Below are 20,550 nucleotides of genomic sequence, written 5' to 3'. Positions count from 1 at the left end.
AGGATGACACCAAAAGCCTTGCGCAAATGGAGCTGGGCCCACAAGTGGTCCAGCATCATCTGCACCCTGTTCATGCTGATGCTGTGCATCACCGGCCTGCCGCTGGTCTTCCACGAACAGATTGACGAGCTTCTGCATGGCCAGGTCGAGGCGGCCGCCGTTCCCGAAGGTACGCCGCCGGCGAGTCTCGATCGCGTGGTGACGAGTGCGGTGGCAGCAATGCCTGGGCTGGTGCCGCATTTCCTGATCTGGGACCGCGACGACCCGAACGCGATGCTGGTCAGCGTCGGCAAGAGCATCGACGCCAATCCGGCCGACAACCGTATCGTCCGCGTCGACGCCCATACCGGCGCCTATCTCGACGCGCCTGACGTCACCGGCCGCTTTACGTTCATCATGCTCAAGCTGCACACCGATATGTTCGCTGGCCTGCCCGGGAAACTGTTTCTCGGACTGATGGGCATTCTGTTCTGTGTCGCGGTCGTATCAGGTGTCGTCGTCTACGCGCCGTCGATGCGTAAACAGAAGTTCGGTGTCTATCGTTCTGAGCGTCCGCGCGTGGTCCGCTGGCTCGATCTGCATAACCTTGCCGGCATCTTGTTGGTGATGTGGACGCTGGTCGTCGGATTCACCGGCGTCATCAACACCTGGGCCGACCTCGTGCTCAAGGCGTGGCAGTACGGCCAGCTGGCCGAGATGACGGCGCAATATCGCGACCGCGCATTGCCCGCACATCCGACCCCGGTTCAAGCGGCGACTGAGGTGGCGGCGAACGCCGCGCCCGGCATGCGGCCGTCGTTCATCGCGTTTCCTGGTTCGATCTTCTCGAGCAAGAGCCACTATACGGTGTTCATGCGGGGCGATACGCCGCTGACCTCACGGCTGCTCAAGCCTGCGCTGATCGATGCCGAGACGGGTAAGCTCACCGATAGTCGTGATATGCCCTGGTACGTCACTGCGCTGTTCGTCTCGCAGCCGCTGCATTTCGGCGACTACGGCGGGATGCCGTTAAAGATCATCTGGGCGCTGCTCGATGTCATGACCATTATCGTGCTCGGAACGGGCGTCTATCTCTGGCTGCGGCGACGCAAGCCTGGCGAGAGCCGCGCGCGCGAACCCGCAGGTGCAGCTGTCGAGCGGCCGATCCTGTCGTCATGATGCCAGCACACGCCAGGCATCAGACTCTCCGCCAGATTTTTGCATGGCCGGCCATCATCGCCGTCCTGAGCACGATCGGATTGCTTTCAGCACTACTGGGCGATGACATCTGGGATGGCGTTTCGTGGATCGTGCTGGCCGTTCCTGTGGCGTTGTATTGCGGCTTCTTCCAGCGCGGAACGTAGGTGGTCGCGCCGCGTGGGTTTCCCCCGGAGGTGCGCATTGGCACCGGACACGCGCTTCGCATTGCAATTCGTCATCAAGCTCTTACACTTGATTGCACACAGGTGCAGAGAAGGCAGCATGAGCACCATAGAAGGCATATACGCCGATCTCGGAACAACGATCGCGCAGTGTTACGAGCCTGGCGGCCCGTTGTGAACGAAAGCTGGCCAGACGCCACGCCGGAGGCTTCTCGATAAGGTGACACGTCATCATCACGCTACGCACGATCGTGGAATTATCTGGAAACGAACACGCGCTGACGGCGGCTGGCAAGGAAGCGCGGCAAGCCTTTCCGACATCGCCAATCTTGTCAGCGTGCTGGAGCACCCGCAGCTTGTGGTCCACATCTCGCCGAAACTTGTGCATTCCGATCATCCTTCCTGCCTATGAGGCTCAAGAGAAAGGATGTCTCGCAAGTCTGTACGTACATTCCTACATATTGCACGCAGCGTCAATTCTTCGTGCTGATGCCACACATTGCTGGCATGGGAACAGCTTTATCCGTTTTGTAAGCAGCAGACACCAGCGCGCTAACCTACCAATGTTTCGATGATTAGAATTGTTGCTATAACTATCTTCATGTCACCTCATCTTTCATGGCCGCCCTCTTTCCCTTTGATCACTGAGAGGGCCGGAACTTTTCGAGAAGAAAAGAATCGTGAGCAGTAACGACGTATCCTCGATCCCCCTGAGCGAGTGCGGGACGCGCCCTTCGAGATACACCCATTGACCTGCCGAAAGTTCAAGTGACGTTTCAGGTAAGCCGAGAAGAGCCCGACCTTTCAGGCAATGCAGCATGATGGGACCATCAACTTGGTGCGCCTTGATATCCGTGCCAGCGTGAACGATGAGGCGCACGACCTCGAACGCTTCCGATTTTACGACGGCGGTTGTCCGCACGTCCTTCAGCTTCGGACCCAATGGTGCGAGATCAAAAACTTCCTCGGGACTGGCGTGGTGCATGGCCATTGCGCTCATCTCCCTCTGCCGGATGCAGTAGGTCAGGTATCGACTCGATATTGACCCATATTTTAAGTCACCGAAGTGAAGGCCAAGGCGGCAATCATCCCTCCAAAAGTTAGAACAACCCCGGCGACAAGCATTGGCACTAGGCTCTCACTGGAACGTGGATCAGTCTGCTTCGTGGCGAAGTCATCGGCGTCTTTTTGCGATTGGGCTGCTTCTTGAACTGGCTTTACGGTCGTCATTGGAAACCTTTCCCGGCCCCTGGTTGGTTTGGTGAGTGCACAAAACCAAAATCATGGACCGTTCTACCTTGGTGGTTTTGGATGCAGAATAGAGAGTGGAGCGATCCGGTACCTATCGGTACTCGTACCGGATCGCGGACCTTGCGGCGAAGGAAGGGACTAGGACCCTCGCCACGAGTCAAAATCTATACCTCTAAAAAGAAATATCAAGGATATATCTTTATGCCCTGACCAGTCGTAATCACCGGGTTCAGTGCGAGCAACCCACGCAGGCGCGGCGTCGCGAGATAGATGCGGATGCCGCGGGTGGTCTTGTCAAAGAACGATTGATTGGCGTCTGCGGTCGCTCTGGGAGAAGGAATCAGCACTGAGATGACCAGCAAAGCCGAGCAAACGAATCCAATGACAGTGCCCGCGAACAGGATGTTGAACGAGATCACTGTTAATAATGCGGCGGCCAGCGCCGGGCTGAGGAGGTTTTCAAGATCATATGCCAAACGGGATAGAGACAGGGCACGGGTGTAATCGTGCTCATCTGGTAGCACGTCCGGGATGGTAGCCTGGAACGTCGGCGTGAATGCCGCGGAGGCTGCCTGGAGCAGGAAAATCAAAAGATAAACCTGCCAGACCTGCGTCACGAATGGCAGTGCGATCGCAACCGACGCTCGGATCAGGTCCATGGTCACGAGAAACGAACGGCGCGGGGCATGACCCGCAAGGCTGCCGGCGATTGGCGCGATGCCGACATAGGCAATCATCTTGATCGCAAGGGCTGTGCCGAGTACCGCACCCGCCCTGTCACCCGCGATCTCGAATGCCAGCAACCCGAGGGCCACGGTCATCAGGCCCGTACCGATCAGGGCGATGACCTGCGCCGCGAAAAGATGCCGGTAGGTACGGTTGGCAAGGATCGACAACATGTGTCAGCTCCAAAAGTGTATTCGCAGCACGACAGGTCTTGAGTGTCGCTTTGTCTGGTGCCGCATAACGCGACTTCATTTCGGGGGCGCGGAGAAGTGAGGCAGCCGCCGACTATTTTTACGACTGCCTCTCGCAACAACAGTCGTTTACTCCACCATGTATCGAGCGGTCAGAGAGTGACCATGCAAGCTGGCGGAGAACACGACGCGGGCTTGCGGTGCCAGTTCGGTCTCGGCCTTGCCGATCATCATGTTGGGGCTGCTTGGCTTAAGCTGGACGGTGACTGTCTTGCCGCCTTGCTGGATCGTTGCGCGGCCCTTCATTTCCTTGGTCGGTAACGGCGATCCATCGTCATCGCCGATATAGAAAATGATCTCCTGTCCCTTGTGAACGAATTCGATCGGGTGTCCCTGTGAGGCGACGACGGGGCCGCCATTGTTGCCTTTCTTCGTTTGGGCCGCGGCTGGATCGACAGAGGCCGTCAGGGCGGCGACCATGGCCAGGAAGATATATTTCAGCATTGCATTTCTCCGTTGGGGTTGGGTGAGGGTCAGAGCGCTTCCGCCAGTTCGGAAGTTGCGGTGTGTTCGGTCAGAAGGTGGTTCAGAGGCTTTTGTCCGAACAACAGGAACAGGACAGGCGTCACGACGGTATCGAGGGCCGTTGCGCTCAGCAGGCCACCGAAGATCGTGACGGCAACGGGGTGAAGGATTTCCCGTCCCGGTTCATCCGCGCCGAACAGCAATGGCGTCAGGGCGAGACCCGCGCAAAGGGCAGTCATGAGAACCGGACTCAACCGTTCCAGACTGCCGCGCACGATCAGACGACGCCCGAACTGTTCGCCTTCGTGAAGGGCGAGATTGACGTAGTGGGATATCTTCAGAATGCCGTTGCGGGCCGAGATGCCTGCGAGGGTGATGAAGCCGACCATGGAGGCCACCGACAATGGCTCTCCGGCGATGGTCAGCGCGACCACACTGCCGATCAACGCGAGCGGGATGCTGCCCATGATGATGGCCGCCAGCGCCACCGATCGGTACCGACTGTAGAGAACGAGGAAAATCATCGACAGCGAGACCAACGACAGAATGCCGATCCGCCATGTCGCTTCCTCTTGTGCCTGGAACGCTCCTTCAAGGCTGGTCGTATAACCTTGCGGGAAGCTGATCTCGGCCAGGGCACGCCGGATGTCGGACGCGATCTCGGTCATGTCGCGGCGTCCGTCGCCGTTCCCGTAAACAACGATTCTGCGTTGCGTGCCTTCCCGCTGGATCTGGTTCGGTCCGTCGGTCTCGGTGACCTCCGCGAGTTCCTTTAAGGGGATGAACCCCGACGACGTCGGAATCAGGAGATCCCGGAGGCCGCTGGTCGACCTGTTCTGATCGGACAAACGCATGACGACATCGAAGCGTCGATTGCCGTCGACGATCTGCGAGACCTTGCGACCATTCGAGAGGGTGTCCAGTGCCTGCGTGATTGCCGCGGGCGTCAGGCCGTGGAGGGCGGCGCGCTCGTGATCAACCTGGATCCGTACCTGCGGAATGAGCACCTGCTTCTCCACCTGGAGATCGACCAGCCCGGAGATTGGTGACAACCGCTGGCGGGTGGTTTCCGCCAACTGGCGCAGCGTATCGAGGTCTTGCCCATAGATCTTGAGGACGATCTGGGCGCGAACGCCAGACTGCAAATGATCAAGCCGATGGCTGATTGGCTGCCCGATTGCGACGGAGGCGGGTAAGGCTGACAGTTTGTCCCGGATGTCAGCGTAGATATCGGTCTTGTGCCGTGTCGATGGAGTCAGATCGACATCAATCTCGCTGTAATGCACGCCCTCGGCATGTTCATCGAGTTCGGCGCGGCCGGTTCGGCGTCCGACTGATTTCACCTCCGGCACGCGCGACAGAAGCCGTTCGGCCAAAAGGCCGAGACGATCCGACTCCACCAACGAAATTCCCGGATTGTATTGAAGGGATAGCACCAGCGTGCCCTCGTTGAAGGGCGGGAGGAAGCTGCGCGGCAGCATGACCGCGGCATATCCGGCGACCAGTACCGCAATGCTGACCGCGCCGAGCACAAGTCTCCAGCGATCGAACGCCCAGGTGAGAAGCCGCCGATTGCCTTGCTTCAGGGTTCGCACGACAATGCTGTCGCGCTCGCGAGAACGAGCCTTTCCCGAGAGCAGATAATAGGAGAGGACGGGGGTGACGGTCACCGACGTCAGCAACGACGCCAAAATCGAAACAATGTAGGCAATGCCGAGTGGAGTAAACAATCGCCCCTCGATTCCGGGAAGTGCGAACAGCGGCACGAACACAAGGACGGTGATCATGGTTGCGTAGACGATGCCTGAGCGGACCTCCTGGCTCGCCTGCGCGATCACTTCGAGATCGGGCAAGGGATTAGACCGCGCGCGGTTCTCCCGAAGCCGTCGCAGGATATTTTCGACGTCAACGACCGCGTCATCGACCAGTTCACCGATCGCGATGGCAAGGCCGCCCAACGTCATGGTGTTGATAGTGAGCCCGAAGGCGCTGAAAACCAGAACGGTCACCAGGATCGATATCGGAATGGCAGTGAGCGACACGAAGGTCGCGCGTACGTTGACGAGGAAAACGAAGAGGATGACGGCGACAACGATCGAAGCCTCGACCAGGACTCGCTCGACGTTACGGATCGAGGTCTCGATGAACGTGGCCTGCCGGAATTGGACGTTCGTAACCGTAATTCCTTCGGGCATCGTGCGCTGCAAATCTTGCAGGGTGGCTTCGATTTTGCGGGTCAGAACCACGGTATCCGCCGCCGGTTGCTTATGGACGCTGACAATGACGGCTGGCTTGCCGTTATAGCCGGCATTGCCTCGCTTGACGCGCGGAGCGAAATCGACCCGCGCCACCTGCTTCAGCAAAATGGGCTGATGATCGAGCCCCGCAACAACGGTATTTCCAAGGTCCTCGATCTTCCTTGTCAGTCCCACGTTCCGGATCAGGAATTCCCGGCCGTGCTGATCGACGAATCCTCCGCCGGTGTTGGTGCCGAAGCGGGTAACAGCTCGTTCGATCTGTTCATGTGTGACGCCTAGCGCCTGCATCTTCGCAACGTTCGGCATCACCCGGTATTGCCGGACCTCACCGCCGATGGGGATGACCTGAGCGACGCCAGGAATGGCGAGCAACTGCGGCCTGACCACGAAATCGGCGATTTCGCGCACGTCCATCGCCGATGCTTCGCCGTCCGTGGTGAGCGCAATCAACATGATTTCGCCCATGATTGAGATGACCGGACCCATTCGTGGATTCACGGATGTGGGCAATTGCTCACGGATCAGCGCGAGGCGTTCCGAAACGAACTGACGCGCCCGGTGGACATCGACTCCCCAATCGAATTCGACGTAAACTACCGAAAGTCCGACGCCCGAGACCGAACGCACGCGGAGGACGCCGGGCATGCCGTTCATAGAGGTTTCGATTGGAAACGTCACGAGCTGCTCGACTTCCTGCGGGGCAAGCCCCTCCGCCTCGGTCAAGATACTGACTGTTGGTCGGTTGATGTCCGGAAGGACGTCGATCGAGATGCGCGGAAGCACGAACAGGCCGTAAGCGATCAGGATTGCCGCTGCTGCCAGTACGAAAAGGCGATTGCGCAAACTCGTCTGCACAATGAGCTTGAACATGATGGCTCCTAGCGGATCTGGTTGATTAGGTCCGCGCCGCGCACGACGACCCGATCGGAGGCATTGAGGCCAGCTGCGACGATTATGTTTTTGGCATCGAGGGGCTCTATTCGGACGGGTCTTGGCTCGAAGCGCTCAGGGGCGACATGCACCCAGACAACGCTCTCGCCGTTGTTGCTTTTCACAACGGCATCGCGTGGAAAGATCAAACCCTGCTTCGCCGTGCCGCCCTGGACGAGCACGGTTATGGGTTGGCCGATACGAAGGCTTGACGGAGGCTCGGGGATAGAGAAATGAACCACCGACGCGTGCTGTCTCAGAACCTGGCTTGTCCCAAGGTAAGACAAGCGAAATGCCGATCTGTCCGAATCCGCCGCCGTTGCCTTGATCGGACTGGTGGAATCAAGCCCGTCGTAGGCCAATGCTTCGACCCAGAGATGCTCGGGATCTGCGATTTCGAACAAGATGTCTTGCGGTTGGATCACTTGGCCCGGAACGGCTTTAGCTGCTGTGATGACGCCATCGGTCGATGCCCGCAAAAGCTCGTAGCCACTGCGCGAGTTGCGCACGGTCTCGCGTCGCGCCCGCAATCCTGCCAGTTCACTCTTAAGATCGTTGAGCTGCCCCATCGGTACTGCGCCGCGTTCAGCCAATGGCCGCAGACGATTGATCTTAGTTTCGGCGACCGCGATGAGTTGTTCAATTTCTCCCATCTTCTCGGAAATCGTCGTGCGATCTGCCACGGGCAGATAAGGTTCGATCCGGAGGAGCGGTTCTCCCTTGGTCACCTTCTGCCCGATCCGGGGCAACGTTCCGTCGTTGGGGACGATACGTCCGCCGTAAATGCTTTGGACAATGCTACTCCGGTTTGGATCGCCGATAATGCGGCCAATCAAGTTGAATGCTGGCCGTGCGGTTCGGGGCTCGACGGTGGCCGTGCGGACATCCAGTAGGCGCTGCGTTGGCTTGGCAGCAAACGCGGTGCCGTCCGGCAGCCGTCGTGGGGCGTCGCTTTGAGCTTGTGGCTGTGGTGTGCTGGACGACATTCCTGCGTTCTGCCATCCGGCGGATGCGACGGCCGCCAGAAACACGCAAGTTCCAGATGTCAGCCCGGCGATGTAGGCCGCGTTGCGCCGTCCTCCGCGTCTCAGGTGACCGGACAGCAGCCCGAGGATGATTCCCACGAAAACAAGGGCTGTCACGGTCCCCCTTGGTGAAATCAGTGTCGAATTGTGCCGTATGTTCGGTTCGATCGGTTGGGAGGGCGTAAAGGAATCGACGAGCAGATCCTCACCCTTTCCACCACTGATCGAGAAGATCACTTCCGTTGAGCCGGAGCGGATCAGATCAGGAAAGGGGACTGTATAGCCGTTCGGGCCGCGTTTGGCTTCGACGGCTTCTGTATCGCCGATCGTGACCTGCAAGTTGACGTCCGTGACCGGTTGGTTGGAAATGGCATCATCAATGAACATCGAGAAAATGCCGTCCTTCAGGATGCCGACGACCTCGTAGCGATCGGATTGCGCCGTCACGCGGGGAAACGCAGACGAGACGGCCGCCGACTTTTGATCGTCGCCATGGTCATGCTCCTCATGGGCGATCGAAACAGAAAGACTGAGCACCAAGGCAAACAGACAGCCGAATCCAATGGCGCCAAGCCTTGCGAACTGCCGACGCGGGCAGCATTGATTCAGGAACATTGAAACCCCTTCAGGCACGCGAATTTGCAGCGGCCGAAAGGCCGCCAGGACTACGCGATGCTGGGGGTACTTGGCGGGCGGATCAGAGCGGCCGGATCGATGCCGTCCGCGCGCTCCGATCGAGGCAGTTGGACAAGGCGGACGAATCCAGTTGAATCAGACAAAATGGGAGTATGCGGAATGGTAATGGCCACGCAGAAAAGCATGCAGAACGACGGCGGGAGGTCGCCATCGTGGTCGTGATCGGCTGGGCTGTGAACATGGCCCTCGGCGATGTCACCATGGTGGACGTGCACGTGGCCTGCGAGGCGGCCGTGGTAGTGCATGGAACCGCTCAGGACAACCGCCGGTTCAGGAAATACGCCGGTGGCCGCCGACACCTGAGAAATTGACATCATCACAGTCTGAATCAAAAGCGCGGCCGCCGCCAGGAACATGACTGCTCTTGCGAAGGGGATGAATCGGAGGCGCCGCTCGTGGTTCATTGCGGTCAAACTAGGAGAGAATCGAGCGGCAAACAAGATGCCATCTCCGTACACGGGCTTGTGTCGTATCGCGGCAGCACCGCAGCTTGGTTCCGCAAACGCTGACGTTAATCGCGCTTGATGCCGGAGATCATCGGTTTAGCTGCATGACCGTTGACACTCCCGAGAATAGGCGTTTTATTTAGAGAATGGGATTTGCGGTCTCCCCGCGAGGCGACATGCCCAAGTATCGCGTCCTGGAACACCAAGGGCGCAACATGTCAGCATCATGTACTTCGATTTCATCTGATAGCCGAGGCCTGCGGGGCAACAAGGCGCTCGCCGGAGCGCTCTCGGTGATTACCGCTGCCGTGGTCGGCGTTATCTTAAATCTGTCGGTTTGGTTCGCGCTGCACACGCCATTTCATCCGACGTTCCCGATTCACAAATTCGGCATGTCGTTCGACGCTCCCGTTCTGAGCAGCATCGACATTCCAGCTCTCCTCTTAATCACTCGCGGCGGCTACCGCGATCTTCCACTTCAAGGTGGGGATGCTAATTGTCGCTGCCTCCTGCACCGCAGGCGTATTTCTGCGATGGGCGGGCATCATTTGAACTGGAACGCTGAGAGGCCGTTTCGAAAAGGGTTGAGTGGCTGAAGTCCGAGTGATTCCAAGGTGATTGCTGATTCCCACTTTGGAGCCTTCATGTGGACCCCTGCCACTCGCGAGAAGTATAGCCGCCACACATTGCGCTACCAGAGCGATGTTACCGATCAGGAATGGCTGGTGATCGAGCCGCTTCTTCCAAAGCCGAAGACCAGAGGACGGCGATGGCGATGGCCGTTGCGCGAGATCGTCAACGCGATTGTCTATGTCATGCGGTCGGGCTGCGCCTGGCGGCTGCTTCCTGCGGACTTTCCGCCCTGGAGCACGGTCTATCGCTGGTTCGCGACCTGGCGGGACGGCTGCGTCTTCGAGCGGATCAATCATGCCCTCGTCATCGTGGATCGTGAGCGCGTCGGACGCGAGGCCGGTCCTTCGGCCGCAATCATCGACAGCCAGAGCGTCAAAACCACGGAAGCTGGCGGTCCGCGCGGCTATGATGCTGGAAAGAAGATCAACGGGCGCAAGCGCCACGCCATGGTCGACATGGACGGACGTGCGCTGCTCCTCGAACCGCATCCCGCCAGCATTCAGGATCGCGATGGCGGTGGGCCGCTGTTACGCGCGTCCCGCGCCCTGTATCCGTTCGTCGCCCGTGTCTTCGCCGATAGCGGTTACAACCACGAGCGGGTGGCCAATTCCACGAGCATCGTCGTCGAAATCGTGCGGAAGATTGCCGGCCAGGTCGGTTTTGTCGTTCTCCCGCGCCGATGGGTAGTCGAGCGCTTCTTCGCTTGGATCAACCGAAACCGAAGACTGGCGAAGGATTTCGAGGCGACAATCGATTCGGCCAGAGCCTTCCTCTACGCCGCCTCAATCATGCTGCTCGTTCGCCGCATCGCCAGAGAGGCATGATTTCGAAACCGACTCTGACGAACTGTCTCCGGCAAGATCTTGAGACATAACAAGGAGTTTTTATGCGAAACGTACTCTCAACGCTGTTTGGCCTCAGCGCCTTGTTAATGGTGGTGAATGGAAGCGCTCATGCGCAAGATCAAGTCGTAGACTGGCGAGCGGTCGATGGAATACTGGGTCGGAAGCCAGCGGTCGCCGAAGACGTGCATCGCTATGGCTTCCCTCGAACCGATTTGACGGTGACCCTTGACGGCGTGACCATCAAGCCAGCCTTGGCGCTCGGCGGTTGGGTCGCCTTCAAGCCAGCTCACGAGGGCGCTATGGCGATGGGAGACCTGGTATTGCTGGAAAGTGAAATCAATCCAGTCATGTCGAAAATGATCGCTGGCGGGCTCGAGATCACGGCCATCCATAATCATTTGCTCCGGGCCAGCCCCGCGACGTTCTACATGCATGTGGCCGGGCATGGAGACCCCGCCAAACTCGCCGCCGTGCTCCATAACGCGCTTGCCGAAAGTAAAACCCCGCTTCAGGTTATTCCGTCGTCAAATCCACCTTCGGCTGTCGACCTCGATACCGCGCAGCTAGACCAAATTATCGGCACGAAGGGTAAGACCAATGGTGGCGTCTATCAGTTCAATGTGCCGCGACGTGATCTTGTCAGCGAAGGTGGCATGACGTTGACGCCGGCCGGGCCGATGGGTGTGGCGATCGGAATCAACTTTCAACCGACTGGCGGTGGTAAGGCTGCCGTTACCGGCGACTTCGTCCTGACGGGAGATGAGGTCAATCCGGTGGTAATTGCGCTGCGAACGCACGGCATCGAAGTCACGGCGCTTCACAGCCATATGCTTGATGAGCAGCCGAGGCTTTTCTTCATGCACTTTTGGGCCAATGACGATGCAATCAAGCTGGCCAAAGGCCTGCGCGCAGCACTCGACAAGACTGCAAGCACAAAAAACTAAGAGCCGATCCAGGAAGAACTTGAGTCAGATGAGTCGGTTGTGGTTCCCCTTCTCGGAGAGCGATTCGAGACAAGGAGATGTGGAAGCCTGAACACCGTTTGACGGCCGAGCGGCGCAACCTTCGGTATCCGAGTGATTTGAGTGATGCGGAGTGGATGCTTGTTGCTCCGATGATCCCGCCGGCGCGACGAGGCGGACGCCGCCGTTCGGTCGATGTACGCGAGGTATTGAACGCGATCTTCTATGTGCTGTCGACCGGCTGCCAATGGAAGGCGATGCCGAAAGATCTGCCGCCCAAGAGCACGGCGCATTTCTATTTCATGTTATGGGACTGGGACGGCACGTTGGAGCATATTCACGACGCACTCTATATAGCGACAAGCGAAGCAACCGGACGCGAGGCGAGTCCCACGGTTGCAATCATCGACTCCCAAACCAGCAAGGCAGCGCAAAAAGGGTCTGCACTCGACTGGCAGGGCTTTGATGCGGGCAAGAAGCGACAACGAAGACGTTGCGCTGAGATCACGGGCCGCAAGCGCCACATCCTCGTTGACACACTCGGCCTCTTGCTCGGCGTGAGCGTCCATGCCGCAGATGTTCAGGACCGCGATGGCGCGCATGATTTGCTACGTCGCGCGCGGCGGCGTTTTCCCTTCGTCGAGCGGGTTTTCGCCGATGGCGGCTACCAGGGACCAAAAATGGCGAAGACTGCCGCCGCGACGGGATGCTGGAAGATGGAGATCGTCTAACGTTCCGATCTCCATCGCTTCGTCGTTCTGCCCAAGCGCTGGATCGTCGAACGGACTTTCGCCCGGATCAGCCGCAATCGGCGCCTGATGCGCGATTTCGAGCGCTACACCAGGACCGCCGCAGCCTTCGTTCGCCTCGCCATGATCCGCATTATGCTCAGGCGCCTCATACGCTCAACCCAATGCTCCTGAATCTAGCATTACAGTCGTAATTTTTGCTTGATATGTGCTTTTTGAGCGATGGCTTGGTGAGCACGTCGCTACATCGACCACGCGATGACATAGCTGGGTCGGATCCGTTGTCGCGCGCGCCGCTGCGCTATTCTGCGGATTTCCTGGACCGACCAACGGATGAGGCCTTGCGGGTTCGGGTTGCGCGCGAAGTGTTTTTTTGGGGTGGTGCGTTAGCTTTTCGGCGAATGGCGGCCATCATGGCGAAGGTCAACATGACCAGAGACACATGGCGATGCCAGCCGTGCCAGGACCGCGTTTCATTGTGATCGAGGCCGAACTCGTTCTTTGCGGTCTCAAAGCTGTCTTCGATCGCCCAGCGATGTCCTTCAACGGCGACCAACTGCTTGATGGAAGTTCCGGCCGGACACCAGGTGGTGAAGTAGGCGAGTTCGCCGTCGGCGATGTGGCGTCGGATCAGCAAGCCGCGCGTCCACGGGCCGCTGCGCTCCGCATTAAACTCACCAGCGTCGAGATCGGCGAGTTCGAGATAGGCCCAATCATGCCAGCGCGGCCCCTTGGTTCCGCTACCCGCCGACAAGCGTCGCCAGTCGACCGACTTCAAGGTTCTGGCGATTTCTTCCGCCGAGCCGCCGATCGACCGCTTCCGGCTCCAGGATCCGAACCAGTGATTGGCGGCGACGCCGAGCACATAGCCTTTGCCAGCCCGGCGCAAATCCCGCTCGATGTCGCCGACGCCATAGACGCTGTCGCCCGCAACCCAAAGCCGATAAAACGGCAGCTCACGCTTGAGCCGTAAGCGTCTATTCCTGACACGTCATCTTAGTTGAGGATAGTTGCCGGGCGCCAGTTCCATGGCAAGAGCTGATCGAGCCGGCTCATGGGATGACCTGCCGACATGCGTTCAAGGATGTCCTTGAGATAGGTGAAGGGCTCGACGTCATTTAGCTTTGCCGTGGTGATGAGGGAGCAGACTGTGGCCCAGCGCTGAGCCCCGCCATCTGATCCGGCGAACAGGTGGTTCTTTCGTCCGAGCGTGACCGGACGAATGGCGCGTTCGACGGTGTTGGTGTCGAGCTCGATGCGGCCGTCATTGAGGAAGCAGCAAAGAGCATCCCAGCGGCTTAGGGCATAGCGAGTGGCATCGGCGAGCCCGCCGCGCGGCGGGATTTGGGCGAGTTGCATTTCGAGCCATGCTTTCATCGCCGTGACCAGAGGCAACGACTTTGATCGACGCATGCTTTGCCGTGCTTCCGCGGTCTGGCCGCGGATGGCGGCCTCGATCACGTAAAGCTCGGCGACGCGTCGCAGCGCTTCGGTCGCGACAGGCGAGGCGGTCGCCTGCTGCACCTCGTAGAACTTCCGCCTGGCGTGAGCCCAACAAGCTGCGAGCTGGATGGTGCCGCCGTCGCGAAGCCGATCGAACCCGGGATAACCGTCGACCTGAACGATGCCGCTGAAGTTGGCCAGATGAGCAGCGGGACGCTCAGCCTTGCGATCCGGACTGTAGAGATAGACCGCGGCTGGCGGATCCGGTCCGTTCCAAGGCCGGTCATCGCGGGCGTACACCCACAACCGGCCAGTTTTGGTGCGGCCGCGGCCGGGATCGAGTACCGGGATAGGCGTGTCGTCGGCGAACAGTTTCTGCGATGCAAAGATGTGTTCAGCGAGCTTGGATTGAAGGGGCTCCAGCCACCAGCAGGCGCCGCCGATCCAGTTCGCCAAGGTCGAGCGGTCCAACGTGACGCCCTGCCGGGCGAAGATCTGGCTCTGCCTGTAAAGCGGGAGGTGATCGCAGTATTTGGAGACCAGAACATGGGAGAGCAGAGCCGGGGAGGCCAGCCCTTTGGCGATCGGCCGCTCTGGTGCTGGCGCTTGATGGATAGTCCCGCAGGCCCGACAGCCATAGCGCGGCCGGCAGATTCGGATGACCCGCAGCCGCGCCGGTACATGGTCGAGCATCTCGCTCGTCGTTTCGCCGATCAGGTGCAGTATGCCGCCGCAACACGGGCAGGTTTGATGCTCAACATCGAGCCTGACATCCTCGCGGGGCAAGTGCACCGGCAGGCTCGGGCGCTCGCTTTGGGGCCTCGGGGGACGGCTCTCGGCTGGCGGAGGCGGAAGGCTAGTTTCGACGTGCGCAAGATCGGCGTTGAGGTCTTCGAAGCCGAGTTGCAACTGCTCGTCATCGAGCCGCTCAGCCCGGCGGCCGTACTGGTTGCGCTGCAGCCTCTTGATGATGAGATTGAGCCGTTCGATCTCGGCCTTCGCCTCGCTGAGGCTGACGCGCTCGGCTACAAGCGAACGCACCAGCTTTTGCAGCGTCTCCACGTCGTCGGGCAGTGCGGCGAGATCGACGTTCATACGAGAAGAATCTAACTGACTCGCACCGTTCTCGCCGCATTTCTTGCATCATCGAGTCAATCGGTCGCAGATCATCCGGCAATTGCCGGACGCCAGCGTTGCTCCGGCGCGCGCCAATCGACACCTTCGATCAGCAGCAATAGCTGTGCCGAGGTCAGCCTTGGTGAGTGCGGGAGAGAGGAAGGCCAACGACAGCGTCATGTTGACGTGGCGCAGGCTGCATCGCTCGCGTTTTGCGATTGCTTGGGCATCTGTCGCTGAATCGGCGATGAGTTCATCAAGCCAGCGCCGGCCGCGGGCAATTGCTGCGACCAGCGTAGCCCGTCGCTCCAGCTTCATCGGGCGGATCGGAAGTTTTGCGGAGGTCGGGCGCAGGATTGACCGTGCGCGTTTGGAGGGTGGTTTGATCCAGGGAATGACGATGGTGGAGTGGTCTTCTTCGGCGTGATTGTCGGACCCTTGCTTCAACTGAACGGCGAGGCGGTTTTGCTGAACCTCGATCCGCTCAATCAGCGAGCGCGCAAATGCGTTGTCGATGAGACCGGTAGCTTTAAGCTGCCGATGCTTCGGCTCCAGAACAACCTTGCGGACCTGGTCATCGATGTCAGGGGCAGGCACTCGAGAGACCGAACCAACTGCGGCTGTAGCTGCATTCCCGAACAGAAGCGGTCGCGAGACATAATAGCTATAATGCCGGCCCTTCTTCTGGGCCTGGGTCGGCGCCATGCGATGGCCGGCGTCGTCAAACATCAGACCGGTCAGGAGATGGCTGAAGGAGGACCGGGCTCTGGTCTGATGACTGCGCTGGTCTGTGAGCATCGTCTGGACGCGCTCGAACAGGTCACGATCAAGGATTGGGGGCTGTTCGCCCGGATAGATCTGGCCCTTATAGTTGACCTCGCCAATGTAGAAGCGATTGCGCAGTAGATGGAATAAGGCGCCACAGCCGAATGCAACTCCGCCCCGAATTGTTCCGGTCTTGAGAACGCGCCGCCTGCTGACGACCTTGCGGTCCTTGAGGTCTCGCATCAAGGCACGGACACTGCCAAGTTCGAGATAGCGCCCAAAGATATGACGGACCCGTTCGGCTTCTTCGGGGACGACGGTCACCTTACCGTTTTCCATGACGTAGCCGAGGGGGAGGGGACCTCCGACCCAGATGCCCTTCTTCTTGGAGGCCGCAACCTTGTCCCGGATACGTTCCGAGGTAACTTCCCGCTCGAACTGGGCAAAGGACAAGAGAACGTTGAGGGTCAGGCGTCCCATGGACGTTGTGGTATTGAACTGCTGGGTGACCGAGACAAATGACACCCGATGGGCATCGAACAGCTCGACCAGCTTGGCGAAGTCGGCGAGCGAGCGGGTCAGACGATCGACCTTGTAGACCACAATGACATCGATCTTGCGGGCCCGGATATCCTCGAGCAGGCGCTGCAGCGCCGGCCGATCGGTTGATCCGCCCGAGAAACCGCCATCGTCATAGCGGGTCTTGACCTGCACCCAACCGGCATGGGCCTGGCTTTTGATATAGGCACTGGAAGCTTCATACTGAGCATCCAGCGAGTTGAACTCCTGGTCGAGGCCGTTGTCGGTCGAGACTCGGGTATAGATCCCGCACCGGACGATCTCTCGGGCCAACGCTTTTCCCGCCCTCACGGCCCATCCTCGCCAGCGACCGTGCCGTCTCGCAGACCAAAGAAGCGGGGCCCGCTCCAGCGGGTACCGGTGATGGCGAAGGCGATCGCCGAAAGGCTGTCGTACCGTGTCCCCTCCCACAGGAAGCCATCGTCAACCACGATCGCCCGCTGAGTGATGCCGTTCCATTCCCGGGATAGGATGGTGCCGGCTTTCAGCTCGACCTGTCCGCGGTCGAAGGCCATGAGCTTGGCCATGACGGATTCGGGCGTCTCTTTCTCGACGATCCGATCAAGGAACTGGCGTATCGCCGGATTGAGGTCGCCGCACACGTCCACCTGCCGCTGATAGCTTACAATGGCTATCTGCAGATGCTTCGGAAGATGCGCCAGCGCGGACCAGCTTGACCGACGCCCCCGAGACTGTGGTCGCCGACCACTGAGATCGCGATGACGCGCAAGCCCGCTCTTCGAGGCTTTAGCCATCGTCAGGCCTGCTTCGATGCAATGATGCGGTAGATGCGCTGATTTGCTTCAACGGCTGAGACCAACTCAAGCCCGAGCTTCTTGCGAACCACGCCGGCCAAAAATCCGCGCACCGAATGCTGTTGCCAACCGGAGGCGTTTGAGAGCGCGGCAATGGTCGCACCAGCCGGGTGCCTCAGAAGATCGAGCAGTTTGGCTTGCTTGTTCGTCCGTTTGCCCGCTTTTGCAGCTACGCTGACCACGCCGCCCGCTAGAGCCGGGCTTGAAGGAATCGTTGGACGTCGTTTCGTCGGCTCTCTCACAGGACGAGGTGCTGTTATTGCTACCTTCGTTGTGGTGAGCGCCTTACCGCGTCCGCGGCGGTTCGATCGTGGCTTCCGATTGCGGGATGACTTCTGCATGGGACCTTCCAAAAATGATGCGACATCAGCGTCGCACCACCCGAGGCCCCGTCAGCGATGTTGCGCTGCGGGGCCGATCCAAAGGTCATCTCACTCCACAGCAATGCTCGCTTTGCCCCCGAATGCCAGTCATTTCTGCAGAATTTGAACGATGCGAATGTCGGCACATCAACGATAGCAATCCAGCGCGCGCCCTCGCCCCTCCGAAGGGTGCATCCGCTCGCCGCCGAACTCCTTTCGGAATGCCTCGGCGTGCTCCTCTTCGGCGAACATGAAGACTTGGTACCGCTTACGCGCGCGCGCCACGGAATGCTGCGAGCGGACAGCAACAGGCCGCGCTCGCGGCAGAAGTCCCGCAGCATCTTGTAGTTGGGGCCCGTGCACTTCCATTCTCGAGGGCGACCCAATAAGGGTGAGCCTCATCCGTGCGACCGAATATGCCTTGAAGATGCTCACCCGAGGTGCCGCCCTGCAAACCCTGCGGCGGTGCGCAGAGATGTGCCATGAATTGATCCGCGCTCAGCGGTAAGTAGCCGCTGGGCGCGAAAAGGTTTCATCGAAGCGAAAATCATCTCTCGCATCTCTCCCGCCTGAGCGGGCCTTTAAGCCTCAAACGCAGCCCCCCCCGCGGGTAGGAAGTTTCGGGCCTTAGAACGCATTTTAGGGCGTGTGGGGAGCCGTTCTAGACTTGCTCTCGAAACGCTGGATTACGAACGTGCAGAAGGCGCCGGCGATGACGAGCACGCGGGCGACCGTCTCCCAGTAGCGGCGGTGACCAGCGCGCAGCACAGCCCATCAGCGCCTAGGCTAACGGCGAGAAGGATGAGGAGCGTCTCGACCTGGCTTGCCGACCTCTGCTTGATCGCTTGATCCACTTCACAAGCAGCAATGCCGCCGCGCCGATCATAATTGTCATGATGAAAACTCGATGATGGGTAATCGAAGCGCGGAGCGCCTCTACGGAAAGCCTAGCACGGCCCAGAGGCCGGTCAGGTGGTACTTGGCGAGCCGAAGGCCGTTTGAAACGAGCAGGGATGCGGCCGCCTTGTCGATCGCGTATTCCCTCGCGAAGAAGGGAGCGGGGTCGGTGCTGCCTGTCGCGTCATTGCTTTCGAGCGCGTAGCAAAGCATTCATAAAATCTATGCAAGCGACTGGCCATCGGCGCTGTGGACTTCTGCGGCTCCGGCGTCGGCGACGAGACGGGATTGAGGTCCATGCCGGGCTGCGCCGCGGCCGGCTGCGGGAACGCCTGCGGGTTCTCGCGCTTGTGCATCATTATCTTCTTGACCGTCGGTGACGGGGGCCATCACGCCGGCGGTCCTATCGAACTCGTTGAGGAGCAGGAGGCCGCGGCCGAAGAAGCAGGCGTCCTATTTCCACTCGTAGTCCGCCTCGTCCTTCTGCATGACGCGGTAGTCGTGCTCGGCGAGGTCGGTGAGGTTCTCGGCCGTGTCCTGGTCGCCCTCGTCGTTGCAATCGAGGACGGCGGAGAGGCGGTCGTCGTAGAGCGAGGCGAACACGGTCGGACGCGGTGAAGAGCAGTGGGTCGCTCACCTTGCTCTCGTCGCGCGTCTAGTTGTTGTAGAGCCTGAGGCGCCTGAGCCACTTCGCGCGCTTGGGCGCCATCGTAGCAGAGATTATGCTCGGCTTCGAGGGCGAAGCAGCTTGTCGAGACGCTCGGCCTCGGCTTTGGTTCTCTTCCTCGGTAGCAATCGTGTCTCCGGCGCGCTCTTCGGTGGCGGCTGTCATGCCGTAAGTGTAGCACCTTTTTGCAAAGTCAAGCTTTCGGCTGTGGTTAAGCCCGCTTATCGCAGCAGGTTATCGCTGGAATCTGCCTGCGCCGTCCTGCACGCCTTCATGGCCTGCATCCCCGTCTCCGCTTCCGACCGCGTCTTGAAATATATTTCGTCATCAACGGTGCGGGCCGCGCTCTTGGGCCTATGATCGACAATCGCGCACTTGTTAGTGACCGTGTCGAGCACGACGTAGTACTGGGCCGCCGCCGCAGCCTGCGCGAAGGATGCCGAAGCTGCGCATGCTAGCGCGCATAAGGCCAGCTTTTTCATGATTGCTCTCCGGTGTTGAACAGGTCAAGGGGCGAACGCGGCGGCCATGCGTTCGTTCCGGTTCACAAAAGCGCATGAAAAGCCCCGCCGGAGCGAACCGGCGGGGAATCTACGGGAGCAGTCTCAATGAGTGTCTGTGCGGAGTCGAACCGCAGCCGCCCCTGATAAGTCGCCAGACTGAAGTCGTTGCGGATTTGCCGCGTGTCAGGGGGTCGAACTCGTCTTACCGTTTGCCCGCATTCAAAGATGGAGGGGCGGCGAACATTCCTGCTCTTACTGAGCCCGCGTGCGGAGAAGTTGCTGTTCCTAAACGGAGCGCAGCATGGTAGTCCGAATGCCTTTCACTCGAGAGGAGAACCATGAGTAGCATCCGGAAAGGCTGGATTATCGGAGGCGCGGTCATCGTGCTGCTGGTTATCCTTTCCACCTTGTACTATGGACGCGGCACGCATTATAAGCCGGCCGCCAATGCGCCGGCTACCGCACCGCAGACGCAGTCCTAGGCCCACGCAAAAACGAAAGCCGCCAACCCCTTGCGGGCGCTGACGGCTTCCTTCGGCACTTAACAGTTCAGCTTACGGCAGGATATCGCTCTTTGTCCTGCAATACGAACTCACTGCCACTGGACAACGGGTGCCTTCTTAACCGGCCTCGCGGCTGTCCTCGTCCCGCGTCCGGCCTGGGGCGGGGCGGTGCCTTTTTTCCTTGAATTGAGGACGTGCCCTCGTTGCGTCTAGATCGGGGCGTTGCCGGATGCCGTCGCGTTGCTCCAACACGCACCAGCGTTGCGCACGCGGGCCTGTGACGGCCAATCTCCGCTCATTGC

At 59.7% G+C, this 20,550-nt stretch carries 18 protein-coding genes and 4 pseudogenes; 7 read left to right on the top strand and 15 right to left on the bottom strand.

Annotation, left to right across the window (positions count from 1 at the left end; genetic code table 11):
- Positions 1-3 precede the first annotated feature (3 nt).
- Positions 4-1,158, top strand: coding sequence for a PepSY-associated TM helix domain-containing protein (locus ACMYR2_RS13675; RefSeq protein ID WP_416193120.1), 1,155 nt, complete (start codon positions 4-6; stop codon positions 1,156-1,158).
- The gene (locus ACMYR2_RS13670; RefSeq protein ID WP_416193119.1) at positions 1,155-1,343 is read left to right on the top strand and encodes a hypothetical protein; all 189 of its coding nucleotides are present in this window, start codon (positions 1,155-1,157) and stop codon (positions 1,341-1,343) included. Before ACMYR2_RS13675 ends, ACMYR2_RS13670 begins: the two co-directional genes overlap by 4 nt.
- 634 nt (positions 1,344-1,977) lie before the next feature.
- On the opposite strand, the gene ACMYR2_RS13665 is transcribed toward ACMYR2_RS13670, so the two are convergent.
- The 7 genes and pseudogenes from ACMYR2_RS13665 to ACMYR2_RS13635 form a co-directional block, all read right to left on the bottom strand.
- Positions 1,978-2,352, bottom strand: a complete 375-nt coding sequence (locus ACMYR2_RS13665; RefSeq protein ID WP_416193118.1) for a cupin — start codon at positions 2,350-2,352, stop codon at positions 1,978-1,980.
- Between the two features lie 62 nt (positions 2,353-2,414).
- The gene (locus tag ACMYR2_RS13660; protein WP_416193117.1) at positions 2,415-2,591 is read right to left on the bottom strand and encodes a hypothetical protein; all 177 of its coding nucleotides are present in this window, start codon (positions 2,589-2,591) and stop codon (positions 2,415-2,417) included.
- A 215-nt stretch (positions 2,592-2,806) separates the two neighbouring features.
- A pseudogene (locus tag ACMYR2_RS13655) lies at positions 2,807-3,511 on the bottom strand (MFS transporter); the annotation flags it as partial.
- Between the two features lie 147 nt (positions 3,512-3,658).
- Entirely contained in the window at positions 3,659-4,033 is a 375-nt protein-coding gene (locus ACMYR2_RS13650; protein WP_416193116.1) for a hypothetical protein, read from the bottom strand.
- 29 nt (positions 4,034-4,062) lie between these two features.
- Entirely contained in the window at positions 4,063-7,182 is a 3,120-nt protein-coding gene (locus tag ACMYR2_RS13645; protein ID WP_416193115.1) for an efflux RND transporter permease subunit, read from the bottom strand.
- Positions 7,183-7,190: 8 nt separating this feature from the next.
- The gene (locus ACMYR2_RS13640; protein WP_416193114.1) at positions 7,191-8,882 is read right to left on the bottom strand and encodes an efflux RND transporter periplasmic adaptor subunit; all 1,692 of its coding nucleotides are present in this window, start codon (positions 8,880-8,882) and stop codon (positions 7,191-7,193) included.
- A 50-nt stretch (positions 8,883-8,932) separates the two neighbouring features.
- Complete coding sequence (locus ACMYR2_RS13635; RefSeq protein ID WP_416193113.1) at positions 8,933-9,319, bottom strand: hypothetical protein; 387 nt, start codon at positions 9,317-9,319, stop codon at positions 8,933-8,935.
- A 347-nt stretch (positions 9,320-9,666) separates the two neighbouring features.
- Between ACMYR2_RS13635 and ACMYR2_RS13630 the strand changes: the two are divergent.
- The 4 genes and pseudogenes from ACMYR2_RS13630 to ACMYR2_RS13615 form a co-directional block, all read left to right on the top strand.
- A pseudogene (locus ACMYR2_RS13630) lies at positions 9,667-9,961 on the top strand (chromate transporter); the annotation flags it as partial.
- 92 nt (positions 9,962-10,053) lie between these two features.
- The gene (locus ACMYR2_RS13625; protein ID WP_416193112.1) at positions 10,054-10,866 is read left to right on the top strand and encodes an IS5 family transposase; all 813 of its coding nucleotides are present in this window, start codon (positions 10,054-10,056) and stop codon (positions 10,864-10,866) included.
- Between the two features lie 107 nt (positions 10,867-10,973).
- Positions 10,974-11,831, top strand: a complete 858-nt coding sequence (locus tag ACMYR2_RS13620) for a DUF1259 domain-containing protein (protein ID WP_416194098.1) — start codon at positions 10,974-10,976, stop codon at positions 11,829-11,831.
- 77 nt (positions 11,832-11,908) lie between these two features.
- A pseudogene (locus ACMYR2_RS13615) lies at positions 11,909-12,772 on the top strand (IS5 family transposase).
- 127 nt (positions 12,773-12,899) lie between these two features.
- On the opposite strand, the pseudogene ACMYR2_RS13610 reads toward ACMYR2_RS13615, so the two are convergent.
- The 8 genes and pseudogenes from ACMYR2_RS13610 to ACMYR2_RS13575 form a co-directional block, all read right to left on the bottom strand.
- Positions 12,900-13,565, bottom strand: a pseudogene (locus ACMYR2_RS13610) (transposase); the annotation flags it as partial.
- A 29-nt stretch (positions 13,566-13,594) separates the two neighbouring features.
- The gene (gene tnpC, locus ACMYR2_RS13605; protein ID WP_416193111.1) at positions 13,595-15,136 is read right to left on the bottom strand and encodes an IS66 family transposase; all 1,542 of its coding nucleotides are present in this window, start codon (positions 15,134-15,136) and stop codon (positions 13,595-13,597) included.
- Between the two features lie 48 nt (positions 15,137-15,184).
- A complete protein-coding gene (locus tag ACMYR2_RS13600; protein WP_416193110.1) occupies positions 15,185-16,792 on the bottom strand; it encodes a recombinase family protein in 1,608 nt (535 codons plus the stop codon).
- On the bottom strand, positions 16,789-17,256 hold the full coding sequence (locus ACMYR2_RS13595) for a DUF2924 domain-containing protein (protein ID WP_416193109.1): 468 nt from the start codon (positions 17,254-17,256) through the stop codon (positions 16,789-16,791). The genes ACMYR2_RS13600 and ACMYR2_RS13595 overlap by 4 nt, the downstream gene beginning before the upstream one ends.
- A 2-nt stretch (positions 17,257-17,258) precedes the next feature.
- Complete coding sequence (locus ACMYR2_RS13590) at positions 17,259-17,498, bottom strand: DUF3489 domain-containing protein (protein WP_416193108.1); 240 nt, start codon at positions 17,496-17,498, stop codon at positions 17,259-17,261.
- A gap of 1,116 nt (positions 17,499-18,614) precedes the next feature.
- On the bottom strand, positions 18,615-18,788 hold the full coding sequence (locus tag ACMYR2_RS13585; RefSeq protein WP_416193107.1) for a hypothetical protein: 174 nt from the start codon (positions 18,786-18,788) through the stop codon (positions 18,615-18,617).
- Between the two features lie 240 nt (positions 18,789-19,028).
- The gene (locus ACMYR2_RS13580; protein ID WP_416193106.1) at positions 19,029-19,178 is read right to left on the bottom strand and encodes a hypothetical protein; all 150 of its coding nucleotides are present in this window, start codon (positions 19,176-19,178) and stop codon (positions 19,029-19,031) included.
- 285 nt (positions 19,179-19,463) lie between these two features.
- The gene (locus ACMYR2_RS13575; protein ID WP_416193105.1) at positions 19,464-19,724 is read right to left on the bottom strand and encodes a hypothetical protein; all 261 of its coding nucleotides are present in this window, start codon (positions 19,722-19,724) and stop codon (positions 19,464-19,466) included.
- 359 nt (positions 19,725-20,083) lie between these two features.
- On the opposite strand from ACMYR2_RS13575, the gene ACMYR2_RS13570 reads away from it, so the two are divergent.
- A complete protein-coding gene (locus ACMYR2_RS13570) occupies positions 20,084-20,227 on the top strand; it encodes a hypothetical protein (protein WP_009796881.1) in 144 nt (47 codons plus the stop codon).
- The last annotated feature ends 323 nt before the right edge of the window (positions 20,228-20,550 follow it).

The sequence above is a fragment of the Nitrobacter sp. TKz-YC01 genome (genome assembly GCF_047824785.1).
GTDB lineage: Bacteria > Pseudomonadota > Alphaproteobacteria > Rhizobiales > Xanthobacteraceae > Nitrobacter.
Note: the sequence above shows the minus strand (reverse complement) of the source record. Positions and strands in the feature narration are given on the sequence as shown.